This window comes from Brevibacterium sp., from assembly GCF_022712115.1.
In the GTDB taxonomy this organism is placed as follows: domain Bacteria; phylum Actinomycetota; class Actinomycetes; order Actinomycetales; family Brevibacteriaceae; genus Brevibacterium; species Brevibacterium salitolerans.
This window is the reverse complement of the sequence record NZ_JALAHB010000036.1, coordinates 1-10,930: the sequence shown is the minus strand read 5'-3', so window position 1 is coordinate 10,930 and position 10,930 is coordinate 1. Positions and strand designations below refer to the sequence as shown.

The window sequence follows — 10,930 nt, the reverse complement described above, 5'->3', positions numbered from 1 at the left end:
TTCGCCATGAGCGGCGTCTTGCCGCACGGCGCGGGCTCCGGGAAGCGGATGTGCGCGACCTTGTCGTCCACCCGCACATCGTCGAGCGCAGCCATCATCTTGTCGGCGCGCTTGGCCATGTTCTGCGCGGCGACGGTCTTGGTGGCCTTCGCCCGCATCTTGTCCGCCTGCGCGTGCAGGGCGGCGGCCTTCTTCTCCGCGTTGGCGCGCTCGCGGCGACGGCGGCGCTCGTCCGCCTCGCGCTGCTTGAGGTAGTGCCGGTAGCCCATCGAGTAGATGTCGATGACCTGCCGGTTGGCGTCGAGGAAGAAGACCTTGTTGACGACCTCGTCGATGAGGCTGAGGTCGTGGGAGATGATGACGAGGCCGCCGGCGTACACCTTGAGGTAGTCGCGCAGCCAGGTGACGGACTCCGCGTCGAGGTGGTTGGTCGGCTCGTCGAGGATCATGGTGTCCGGCGCGGCGAACAGGATCCGGGCGAGCTCCACCCGGCGGCGCTGGCCGCCGGAGAGCGTGTCCAGCGTCTGGTCGAGCCGGTCCTCCGTGAGGCCCAGGTTCGCGGCGATGGACAGCGCCTCTGACTCCGCCGCGTAGCCGCCCGCCGCCACGAATTCGGCCTCGATCCGCGGGTAGCGGTCGATCGCCTTCGACATGACCTTGGGGTCCGGATCGGACATCTGCGCCTCGGCCCTGCGCATGCGCCGGGCGAGCACGTCGAGGTCGCGTGCGCCCAGGATGCGCTCGCGCCCCGTCGACTTGGGGTCGCCGGCCCGGGGGTCCTGCGGGAGATAGCCCACGGAGCCGGAGACGGAGACCTTTCCCCCGGAGGGGAGCACCTCACCCATGAGCACCTTGGTGAGCGTCGTCTTGCCGGCGCCGTTGCGCCCCACGAGACCCACGCGGTCGCCCTTGTCCACGCGGAACGAGACTCCCGACATGAGGGTCCGCGACCCCACGACGACCTGCAGGTCACTGGCCGCGATCATGTCAGCGACATCCCCTTCCTGATGACGTCCGCGAGCTCCTGCTGCGGAGTGCGCCCCGATGAGCGCGCACGATCGACGATCCTATCGGCCAGCTCCGCCTCGAGAGGACAGGAGACGACCACAGGGGGCCGCTGTGAGGAGGCTCTCGCTGTCGCGGGAGCCTCCGCCTCGGGCGCGGCCGGGGTCTCCGCACCCGCTTCCGCGGCCCCTGCTCCGGCCGAGGGCATGCCCGGACCTGAGTCCACGGGCAGACCGGCCTGGACGGCCCGCGCGGCGGCCTGGGCGCGCGCATCCGCGCTCTCGTTGAGCGGATGGCCCGCATGGCCCTTGACCCACTCGAAGCGGACCTGCCGGCCGCCGTGCTCGTAGTCGCGCATGAGGGCGTCCAGGACCTCCATCTGGTCCCGGTTGAGCACGTCCTCCCGGTTGGCCTTCTTCCAGCCGTTCAGCCTCCACTTGGGCATCCACCTGGTGATGGAGTTGATGACGTACTTCGAGTCGCACAGCACCAGGAGATCGGCGTCGAGGCCGCGGGCGGACTCCAGCAGTTCGATGACCGCCTGGAGCTCGCCCCGGTTGTTCGTGGACTCCGGCATGCCGCCGGCGGCCCAGCACGTCTCGGAGACGTACCACGCCCAGCCTGCGGGACCCGGGTTGCCGAGCGCGGATCCGTCGCAGGCCGCCGTGAGGGTCATATGTTGAATCCCAGGGCCCTCATCTGCTCGCGGCCGTCCTCGGTGATCTTCTCCGGGCCCCACGGCGGCATCCAGACCCAGTTGAGCCGGAACGCCGGGACGATCCCGTCGAGGACCTGTGCCACCTGGTCCTCGAGGACGTCCGTGAGCGGGCAGGCCGCGGAAGTGAGCGTCATCTCGATGACGGCGATCCCCTCCTCGTCCACGCTGGTGCCGTAGACCAGGCCCAGGTCCACCACGTTGACGCCCAGCTCCGGGTCCATCACGTCGTAGAGGGCCTCCGTCACCTCCTCCGGCGTGGCGTTGCGGGGTGCATCGACGACATCCGTCATGGTCGTCCTCCTTCGGTGGTGACCGCTGCGTCAGCGGTGCTTTCTGCTTGTGCGAGCGCATCCGCCGTCGCCGCCCAGGCGAGCAGCGCGCACTTGATGCGCCCGGGGAACCGGGCGACGCCGTGGAAGGCCGCGGCATCGCCCAGCAGCTCCTCGTCCGGCTCGCCGCGGCCGCGGGAGTGCATGAGGGTGCGGAACTCCTCCTCGATCTCCCTGAACCGCGTCGGGCCGTCCTCTTCCAGGATCTCACTGGCCACGGACGCGGCCGCCATGGAGATCGAGCAGCCGTCGCCCTGCCAGCGGATCGAGGCTCCCTCCGTGCCCGAGGCCCCGTCCGCCCCCGTGCGCAGACTCACCTCGACGGTGATCTCGTCACCGCACGTGGGGTTGACCTGGTGCGAGGAGCCGAACCCGGCCGGGCGCGCACCGGCGGCAGGCGCCAGCAGAGCGGCCTCACCGGAGCGCTGCTTCGAGTGGTCGAGGATGACCTGCTGGTAGAGACGCGCGAGATCGCTCATGCGCCCACCCGGAAGAATCCCCGCACCTCGGCCAGCGCCTGCAGGAAGCGGTCCACGTCCCCGGTGTCCGTGTAGACGGCCGCCGAGGCCCTGGTCGAGGAGGTCACGCCGTAGCGGCGGTGCAGCGGCTGGGCGCAGTGATGGCCCACTCGCACGGCCACACCGGCCGCGTCGAGGTACTGGCCCACGTCGTGCGAGTGCACGCCGTCCACGTCGAATGCGACGGCGCCGATCCGCGCGGCGGGGTCCTCCGGACCCAGCAGGCGCACGCCCTCGATCCGGCGCACGCCGTCGAGCATCCGTGCGCCGATCTCCCGCTCGTGCTCCGCGACCCGGTCCATGCCGATGTGCTCGAGGTACTCCACCGCCGCCGTGAGGCCCACGATCTGGGCGACCGGCTGCGTGCCGGCCTCGAACCGCTGCGGCGCGGGCATGAATTCCGCACTCTCCATCGTCACGCTCGTGATCATGGAACCGCCCGTGAGGACGGGCGGCAGCGCATTCAGCAGCTCCGCCCGTCCGTACAGCGCGCCCACGCCCGTGGGTCCGAGCATCTTGTGGCCGGAGAACGCCGCGAAGTCCACGTCCAGCGCGCGCAGGTCCACCGGCATGTGCGGCACCGACTGGCAGGCGTCCAGCACGGTGAGCGCTCCCACCTCCCGGGCCCGCGCGGTGAGCGGGGCGGTGTCCGTGATCGTGCCGAGCACGTTCGAGACATGCGTGAAGGCGAGGACCTTCGTCGAGGAGTCCACGATGCCGGTGAGATCCCTGAGGTCGAGCCGGCCCGAGTCCGTGAGCGGGAGCCAGCGCAGCTGCGCCCCGGTGCGCTGGGCGAGCTGCTGCCAGGGCACCAGGTTGGCGTGGTGCTCCATCTCCGTGACGACGATCGAGTCCTCCGGGCCCAGCCGGAAGCGCGCGGCCTGAGCCCCGCCCAGGCCTGCGGAGGCGTTGGCGAATCCGTAGGCCACGACGTTGAGCGCCTCGGTGGCGTTCTTCGTCCACACGATCTCGTCCTCGCCCGCGCCCACGAACCGGGCGAGCGTCGCCCGCCCGGTCTCGTAGGCGTCCGTCGCCTCGACGGCGAGCGTGTGCGCCCCGCGGTGCACGGCCGCATTGGACCGCGTGAGGAAGTCCTGCTCCGCGTCGATGACGCAGACCGGCTTCTGCGCGGTCGCGCCCGAGTCCAGATACGCGATCCCGTGCCCGTTCACCTCCCGCTCCAGGAGCGGGAAGTCACCGCGCAGGCGCGCCACCTCCGCCGCCTCCACGGATCAGGCCTCGACGAGGAAGCGGTCGTAGCCCTCGGCCTCGAGGCGGTCGGCGAGCTCGGGGCCCCCGGACTCCGCCACACGGCCGTTGACGAGCACGTGCACGCGGTCAGGGGTGATGTAGTTGAGGATGCGCGTGTAGTGCGTGATGAGCATGACGCCGAGGCCGGTCTCCTCCTTGGCCTTGTTCACGCCCTCGGACACGATGCGCAGGGCGTCGACGTCCAGACCGGAGTCCGTCTCGTCGAGGACGGCGAAGAGCGGCTTGAGCATCTGCAGCTGCAGGATCTCGTGGCGCTTCTTCTCACCGCCGGAGAAGCCCTCGTTGACGTTGCGGGATGCGAACTCCGGGTCCATCCGCAGGTTCTTCATCGAGGCGCTGAGCTCCTTGGTCCAGGTGCGCAGCTTGGGGGCCTCGCCGTCCACGGCGGTCTTGGCCGTGCGGAGGAAGTTCGTCACCGTCACGCCGGGGACCTCGACCGGGTACTGCATGGCGAGGAAGATGCCCGCCTTGGCGCGCTCGTCCACGCTCATGGCGAGGACGTCCTCGCCGTCGAGCGTGACCGTGCCGCCGGTGACCTCGTAGCGGGGGTGGCCGGCCAGTGCGTAGGCCAGCGTGGACTTGCCGGAGCCGTTGGGGCCCATGATGGCGTGCGTCTCGTTGGTGTTCAGCTCCAGGTCGATCCCGCGGAGGATCTCCTTGCTGCCGGCCTCGGTGACGACGTCGACGTGCAGGTCGTTGATCTTCAGAGTGCTCATTTCAGCCTTTTCTCTCGGGCTGCGCCCCGCCTGGGGCGCCAAGACGTGTGGGGTGGTTCGGTTCACGCGGGTGCGCACTGGTGCGGCCGCGCGGTGGTGCAGGTGCTCAGGACTCGCCGACGTCGACGAGGATCCGGCCGTCGCGTTCGACGCACTCGAACACCTCGACCGGCTCGAACGCCGGAGGGGACGTGGGCTCGCCGGTCGTGAGGTCGAACGCGGAGCCGTGCAGCCAGCACTCGACGGTGCAGCCGGACACCTCGCCCTCGGCCAGTGAGACCTCGCCGTGCGTGCACAGGTCGTCGACGGCGTGGACCTGCCCGTCCTCCGTGCGCGCCACGCAGACCTCCCGGTCCGCGACCATCACTCGCACGGCCGTGCCGGGGGCCAGCGCGTCCGCGTCGAGCACGGGGGTGAGGCTCACAGGACGCTCCGCGCGAGCTCTTCCTCGATCCGGTCGTGGAGGACGGACTCGACCTCCTCGACGCCGATCTTCTGGATGACCTCGTTGAAGAACCCGCGCACCACCAGGCGGCGGGCCTCGGACTCGCCGATCCCGCGGCTCATGAGGTAGAAGAGGTGCTCCTCGTCGAAGCGGCCCGTGGAGGAGGCGTGGCCGGCGCCCTCGATGTCGCCGGTCTCGATCTCCAGGTTGGGCACGGAGTCCGCGCGGGCGCCGTCCGTGAGGATGAGGTTGCGGTTGAGCTCGTAGGTGTCGATGCCCAGCGCCTCCGGGCGGATGAGCACGTCGCCCACCCACACGCTCCGCGCGTCCTTGCCCTGCAGCGCCCCCTTGTACATGACGTTCGAGGTGGCCTTCGGGGTGTTGTGGTCCACGTAGGTGCGGTGCTCCAGGTGCTGGCCCGCGTCCGCGAAGTAGAGGCCCAGCATCTCCGCCTCGCCGCCGGGGCCGGAGTAGCGCACATTGGAGTTGAGGCGGACGATATCGCCGCCGAGGCTCACGGCGATGTGCTTGTACTTCGCGTCCCGGCCCACGAGCGCGTCGTGCTGGCCGAGGTGGACGCTGCCGTCCTCCCACAGCTGCAGGGAGGCGAGCGTGAGGTCCGCGCCGTCGCCCACGACCACGGACAGCAGCTCCGAGTAGCGGGCCCGGCCCTCGTGCTCGAGGACGAAGGTGGCCTTCGAGTGGCGGCCCACCGTGATGAGGACGTGGCCGTGCACCGTCGCGTCGTTCCCGTCCGCGTGGACGATGACCGGCTCGGCGAGCTCCACGCCGTCCGCGAGGTGGTAGTGGCGCACACCGGCCGCGTGCGCCGCGGCGAGGGCGGCCGGACGGTCCTCCGGCGCGAGCACGCCGTGCGCCTGGGCGGCCGCGAGGTCGATGGTCTCCACCGTGACGCCGTCCGGCAGGGTCTCGCCGAACGTCAGCGCCGCGGTCTGCGAGGCGGGCTCGAGCAGGTCCGCGAGCTTGCGGACCGGGGTGAAGCGCCACTCCTCCTCCCGGCCGGTGACGGCCGGGAAGGCATCGACGGAGAAGCTGCGCGTGCGGTCCGCCCTGCCCTGGGCGGGCACCTGGACACCGCTGGGCGCGGATTCGAGGGTCTGGGTCATTGAGGGGTCTCTCCTTGTGAAGGGGTGCGTACTGCGGGTGTGCCTGCGGGATGCGCGGGCATCAGCCCACAGCGCCCTCCATCTGCAGTTCGATGAGGCGGTTGAGCTCGAGCGCGTACTCCATGGGCAGCTCGCGGGCGATGGGCTCGATGAAGCCGCGGACGATCATCGCCATCGCCTCCGTTTCCTCCATGCCGCGCGACTGGAGGTAGAACAGCTGGTCCTCGCTCACCTTGGAGACCGTCGCCTCGTGGCCGAGCGTCACGTCGTCCTCGCGGATGTCGATGTAGGGGTAGGTGTCCGAGCGCGAGATGTTGTCCACGAGCAGGGCGTCGCAGAGCACGTTATTGGACGAGCCCTCCGCGCCGGGGTGGATGTGGACCAGACCGCGGTAGCCGGCGCGGCCGCCGGAGCGCGCCACGGACTTCGAGACGATCGAGGACTGCGTGTGCGGGGCCGCGTGGACCATCTTGGAGCCGGTGTCCTGGTGCTGGCCGGCGCCGGCGAAGGCCACGGACAGCGTCTCGCCGCGGGCGTGCTCGCCCGTGAGCCAGATGGCCGGGTACTTCATCGTCACCTTGGAGCCGATGTTGCCGTCCACCCACTCCATGGTGGCGCCCTGCTCCGCGATCGCGCGCTTGGTGACGAGGTTGTAGACGTTGTTGGACCAGTTCTGGATCGTCGTGTAGCGGACGCGCGCGTCCTTCTTCACGATGATCTCGACCACTGCCGAGTGCAGCGAGTCCGACTTGTAGATGGGCGCGGTGCAGCCCTCCACGTAGTGCACGTAGGAGCCCTCGTCCGCGATGATGAGCGTCCGCTCGAACTGGCCCATGTTCTCCGTGTTGATGCGGAAGTAGGCCTGGAGCGGGATCTCGACGTGAACGCCCTTGGGCACGTAGATGAACGAGCCTCCGGACCACACGGCGGTGTTGAGCGCGGAGAACTTGTTGTCGCCGGAGGGGATGACGGTCCCGAAGTACTCCTCGAAGAGCTCCGGGTGCTCCGCGAGCGCGGTGTCCGTGTCGAGGAAGATGACGCCCTGGCGCTCCAGCTCCTCGTTGATCTTGTGGTAGACGACCTCGGACTCGTACTGCGCGGCCACACCGGCGACGAGACGCTGCTTCTCCGCCTCCGGGATGCCCAGCCGGTCGTAGGTGTTCTTGATGTCCTCCGGGAGGTCCTCCCAGGACTGCGCCTGGCCCTCCGTGGAACGGACGAAGTACTTGATGTCGTCGAAGTCGATGCCGGTGAGGTCCGCACCCCAGGTGGGCATGGGCTTCTTCTCGAAGAGGCGCAGGGCCTTGAGACGCCGCTGGAGCATCCACTCCGGCTCGTTCTTCAGCGCGGAGATGTTGCGCACCACGTCCTCGCTCAGGCCGCGGCGGGCCTCTGCGCCGGCGTCGTTGCTGTCGTGCCAGCCGTACTGGTACGCGCCGATGTCCTTGAGCTCCGGGTTGAGCTCGATGATCCGGTTGGGCTCAGTGGTCTCTGCGGCTGCTGTGGTGTCGGTCACCGCGAACCTCCTTGGTTGTGGTCGGATGCCGGCCCGCCCAGAAGGGGCCTGGCCAGTGCGGACGTGGGGATGTGGGTGGTGCAGACGTGACCGCCTCCGGCCAGCGTGGACAGCCGGCGGACGTCCACGCCCAGGTACTCGGAGATCACCTCGAGCTCCGCCTCGCAGAACTCCGGGAAGCGCTCGGCCACGTGCTGGATGGGGCAGTGGCCCTGGCACAGCTGGAGCGCCTCCATCGGAGTGCCTGCGGCCACAGGCGTGGTCGAGGCGGCGTAGCCCTCCTGCGCGAGCGCACGGGCGAGCCTGCGCGAGCGCTCCGCCACGGTGCCCTGGGCGGGCTCCCCGGGACGGAAGTCGTCGAGCCGCTTCCGCAGCGACTCCCGGAGCTTGCCCGCGTGCTCCTGCGCGAACGAGCCCACGAGGGCGTCGCCGCCGGTCTCCCGCAGGAAGGTCAGCAGATCGAGCGCCAGCTCATCATAGGTGTGCGAGATCCTCGCATGGCCCTCCGCCGTGACCGTGTACTGTCGTGCGGGCCTGCCGCGCCCGGCCTTCTGGCCGGTGAGCGTGCGGACCTCGATGAGGCCGTCGGCCTCGAGTGCGTCGAGGTGCCTGCGCACCGCGGCGGCCGTGAGATCCATCGTCTTCGCCAGGGACGAGGCGGACACGGGTCCCTGATCGAGGACGAAGCCGAGCACGCGCTGACGCGTGCGGCCGTCCTCGGACGATGCGGACTCCGCAGCTGCCACTGTCACCTCCCTCAGCCGAACGTTCAGCAACAAGTGTCTTACCTAAATACGCGATTGTAAACGAAGGAGCCCCTAAGCCTGGAGATCCGGCCGGGCTCGTGAGGGTAGGGTGGATGCGCTATGACGACTGTGCCCCTGTGCATTCACGACCTCTCCCTGTCCTACGGGAGCCGCACCGTCGTCGACGGCATCTCGATGACGGTGGAGGCAGGCGAGGTCCGCGCGCTGCTGGGGCCCAACGGCGCCGGGAAGTCCTCGACGGTCGCGTGCGCCGTGGGCCTGCGCCGCCCGGCCGGCGGCAGCATCCGCATCTTCGGCGCGGACCCGCTCACGGAGCATGCGCGCACCGCCGCGCTGGCCGGCGTCATGCTGCAGGACGGCGGCCTGCCGATGTCGGCCCGCCCCCTCCCCGTGCTCGAGCATCTCGCACGGCTCTACGAGGACCCGGCGGATGTGAGCGATCTCGCACACCGGCTCGGCATCGACCAGTTCGCCTCGCGCACCATCCGCCGGCTCTCCGGCGGTCAGCGGCAGCGGGTGGCGCTCGCGGCGGCGATGGTCGGCAGGCCGCGGCTTCTGTTCCTCGACGAGCCCACCGCGGGACTCGACCCGCAGGCGCGCATCGCGGTGGACGAGGTCATCGCCGAACTCCGCGCGGACGGCGTGGCGATCGTGCTCACCACTCACGACATGGCCGATGCGGAGAAGCTCGCGGACACCGTCACGGTGATCGACGACGGACGTGTGATCGCGGCCGGCACGGTGGGAGAGGTCGTGGGCTCGGCCGCCCAGCGGACCGTGCGCATGGTGACGGAGGGCGAGCCCCCGGAGCCCTTTCTGCTGGCGCTGGCCGCGGAGGGCGTCCTCCATGCGGACCGGACCGTCCTCACCCTCGACTGCGGGGCGGAGCCCGAGGTCCTGCACCGTGTCACCGGCATCGTCGCCGCGCACGGGGTCGCGCTGCGCACCCTGGAGTGGAGGGGCCGCTCCCTGGGCGACGTCTTCCTCGAGCTGACCGGGAGGTCCCTGCGATGAACGAGACCTCTGCGATGCGGACGGGCACAGCGGGCTCGACCCTGCCCCTCCGGCGCGTGCTCGCGCAGACGCGGTTCGAGACCGTGACGGTCCTCCGCAACGGGGAGCAGCTCCTGCTCGCCGTCATCCTTCCCCTCATCGCGCTGTTCGCGCTCTCGCGGACGTCGATCCTCGCCTCCCTCGGCGGCGCGGACGCGGCGGCCGGCGGGGCGGACGCCGCGCAGACGGCCACCGCCGGGGTGCTCGGACTCGCCGTCGCCTCGACGGCGTTCACCGGGCAGGGCATCCAGACGGCCTTCGACCGCAGGTACGGCGTCCTCCGCCAGCTCGCCACCACCCCGCTCGGCGCCGGCGGCGTGATCGCGGGGAAGCTCGGCGCCGTGCTGTGCGTCCTGTCCGTGCAGACCCTGCTGGTGCTCGGCTGCGCCGCCGCGCTGGGCTTCTCCGCCGCCCCCGTGAGCTGGCCCGGCCTCGTGCTCTCGCTCCTCGCCGGTGCGGCCGCACTGGTGGCCTGGGGAGTGCTCATGGCCGGGACGCTGCGGCCCGAGGCGACGCTGGCAGTCGCGAACCTCCTGTGGGTGCTCATGGCCGCCGCGGGCGGCCTCGTGCTCGCCCGCGACGGCGTCTGGGGCACGGTGGTGGGACTGCTGCCGCCGGGGGCGCTGGGCGATGCCCTGAGGTCCGCGGTCACCGCCGGCACTGTCGACTGGGCCTCGCTCGCGATTCTCCTCCTCTGGGCACTCCTGGGCGGCCTGGCCGCGCGCCGCTGGTTCTCCTTCGACTGATGGCACTCCGTCGACCGAGCCGTGCCGTGTGCGGCCGAGATGCGAGGGGCCGAGCTGTGAGACGGACTGAGCCGAGCGGCGGACTGCGCGATGATTCCCGCTGAGCACGAGCACTCCCCCAGGACGTTCCGGCTGCACAGCCGCGCGGATGCTGCCGCACGGATGACGGCCCGGGACGCACCGCGTCCTCCCGAGACACACCGAGTCAGACCCAGAGAAGAGGCATCAACGACGTGACCACCGGCACCCGCTCCACCACTCGGCTGCAGAGATCGCTCGCCTGGACGATGCTCGTCGCGCAGTCGGTCCTCGTCTTCACCGGCGCCCTGGTCCGGCTGACGGGCTCCGGCCTCGGCTGCGCGGAATGGCCCACCTGCAACGACGGGAACCTCACCCCGGTCGGCGAGCTGTCGATGCACTCCGCCATCGAGTTCGGCAACCGCCTCCTGGGCGTGGCCCTCGCGGTGGTGGGCGTCCTCACCATCCTCCTGCTGTGGCGGTCCCGGCGTGCGCGCCCGGACCTCTTCTGGTTCGCCGTGGGACTCACCGCGATCGTGCCGGTCCAGGCGGTCCTCGGCGGGATCTCCGTGCTCACGGAGCTCAACCCCTGGATCGTCGCCGGCCACCTCGTCCCGTCGCTCCTCGCCGTGGCGGCGAGCGCGCTGTTCGTCCGCCGGGCCTACGACTCCGGTCTGCCCGCGGGTTCGGCGGGCAGACC

13 protein-coding genes are annotated in these 10,930 nt (G+C 70.6%); 3 read left to right on the top strand and 10 right to left on the bottom strand.

Translation table 11 applies throughout. The features are described 5' to 3' along the window. From Q0A33_RS01775 to Q0A33_RS01730, 10 genes are all read right to left on the bottom strand, one after another. Positions 1 to 986: ATP-binding cassette domain-containing protein (locus tag Q0A33_RS01775; protein WP_291792212.1), on the bottom strand; the 986-nt coding region annotated here is incomplete at its 3' end. Beyond that, positions 983 to 1,681, bottom strand: coding sequence for a ribonuclease H (locus Q0A33_RS01770; protein WP_291792209.1), 699 nt, complete (start codon positions 1,679 to 1,681; stop codon positions 983 to 985). The genes Q0A33_RS01775 and Q0A33_RS01770, both read right to left, overlap by 4 nt. Next, positions 1,678 to 2,013: a metal-sulfur cluster assembly factor gene (locus Q0A33_RS01765; protein ID WP_291792207.1), complete on the bottom strand. Its 336-nt coding sequence runs from the start codon at positions 2,011 to 2,013 to the stop codon at positions 1,678 to 1,680. The genes Q0A33_RS01770 and Q0A33_RS01765 overlap by 4 nt, the downstream gene beginning before the upstream one ends. Then, positions 2,010 to 2,531, bottom strand: a complete 522-nt coding sequence (sufU, locus tag Q0A33_RS01760; RefSeq protein WP_291792204.1) for a Fe-S cluster assembly sulfur transfer protein SufU — start codon at positions 2,529 to 2,531, stop codon at positions 2,010 to 2,012. The genes Q0A33_RS01765 and sufU overlap by 4 nt, the downstream gene beginning before the upstream one ends. Beyond that, positions 2,528 to 3,799, bottom strand: a complete 1,272-nt coding sequence (locus tag Q0A33_RS01755) for a SufS family cysteine desulfurase (protein ID WP_291792202.1) — start codon at positions 3,797 to 3,799, stop codon at positions 2,528 to 2,530. Before Q0A33_RS01755 ends, sufU begins: the two co-directional genes overlap by 4 nt. A gap of 3 nt (positions 3,800 to 3,802) precedes the next feature. Further along, positions 3,803 to 4,558 carry a Fe-S cluster assembly ATPase SufC gene (gene sufC, locus Q0A33_RS01750; RefSeq protein WP_291792199.1) on the bottom strand — a complete coding sequence of 252 codons (756 nt, stop codon included), beginning with the start codon at positions 4,556 to 4,558 and terminating at the stop codon, positions 3,803 to 3,805. A 106-nt stretch (positions 4,559 to 4,664) separates the two neighbouring features. Further along, positions 4,665 to 4,982: a non-heme iron oxygenase ferredoxin subunit gene (locus Q0A33_RS01745; protein ID WP_291792196.1), complete on the bottom strand. Its 318-nt coding sequence runs from the start codon at positions 4,980 to 4,982 to the stop codon at positions 4,665 to 4,667. Next, positions 4,979 to 6,130 carry a Fe-S cluster assembly protein SufD gene (gene sufD / locus Q0A33_RS01740; protein ID WP_291792194.1) on the bottom strand — a complete coding sequence of 384 codons (1,152 nt, stop codon included), beginning with the start codon at positions 6,128 to 6,130 and terminating at the stop codon, positions 4,979 to 4,981. The genes Q0A33_RS01745 and sufD overlap by 4 nt, the downstream gene beginning before the upstream one ends. Before the next feature lie 61 nt (positions 6,131 to 6,191). Further along, the gene (sufB, locus tag Q0A33_RS01735; RefSeq protein WP_291792215.1) at positions 6,192 to 7,601 is read right to left on the bottom strand and encodes a Fe-S cluster assembly protein SufB; all 1,410 of its coding nucleotides are present in this window, start codon (positions 7,599 to 7,601) and stop codon (positions 6,192 to 6,194) included. A gap of 41 nt (positions 7,602 to 7,642) precedes the next feature. After that, entirely contained in the window at positions 7,643 to 8,392 is a 750-nt protein-coding gene (locus Q0A33_RS01730; protein WP_291792191.1) for a metalloregulator ArsR/SmtB family transcription factor, read from the bottom strand. Between the two features lie 120 nt (positions 8,393 to 8,512). On the opposite strand from Q0A33_RS01730, the gene Q0A33_RS01725 reads away from it, so the two are divergent. From Q0A33_RS01725 to Q0A33_RS01715, 3 genes are all read left to right on the top strand, one after another. Continuing rightward, positions 8,513 to 9,427, top strand: coding sequence for an ABC transporter ATP-binding protein (locus tag Q0A33_RS01725; RefSeq protein ID WP_291792188.1), 915 nt, complete (start codon positions 8,513 to 8,515; stop codon positions 9,425 to 9,427). Then, positions 9,424 to 10,212, top strand: a complete 789-nt coding sequence (locus Q0A33_RS01720) for an ABC transporter permease (protein ID WP_291792186.1) — start codon at positions 9,424 to 9,426, stop codon at positions 10,210 to 10,212. The genes Q0A33_RS01725 and Q0A33_RS01720 overlap by 4 nt, the downstream gene beginning before the upstream one ends. Positions 10,213 to 10,445: 233 nt before the next feature. Continuing rightward, on the top strand, positions 10,446 to 10,930 hold a 485-nt coding region (locus Q0A33_RS01715), incomplete at its 3' end, for a COX15/CtaA family protein (RefSeq protein ID WP_291792183.1).

Bases quoted from the DNA above. Each gene is read 5' to 3' on its own strand.
- Q0A33_RS01720 (WP_291792186.1), top strand. From the start codon at position 9,424: ATGAACGAGACCTCTGCGATGCGGACGGGCACAGCGGGCTCGACCCTG.
- sufC (WP_291792199.1), bottom strand. From the start codon at position 4,558: ATGAGCACTCTGAAGATCAACGACCTGCACGTCGACGTCGTCACCGAG.
- Q0A33_RS01770 (WP_291792209.1), bottom strand. From the start codon at position 1,681: ATGACCCTCACGGCGGCCTGCGACGGATCCGCGCTCGGCAACCCGGGT.
- sufU (WP_291792204.1), bottom strand. From the start codon at position 2,531: ATGAGCGATCTCGCGCGTCTCTACCAGCAGGTCATCCTCGACCACTCG.
- sufD (WP_291792194.1), bottom strand. From the start codon at position 6,130: ATGACCCAGACCCTCGAATCCGCGCCCAGCGGTGTCCAGGTGCCCGCC.
- Q0A33_RS01725 (WP_291792188.1), top strand. From the start codon at position 8,513: ATGACGACTGTGCCCCTGTGCATTCACGACCTCTCCCTGTCCTACGGG.
- Q0A33_RS01765 (WP_291792207.1), bottom strand. From the start codon at position 2,013: ATGACGGATGTCGTCGATGCACCCCGCAACGCCACGCCGGAGGAGGTG.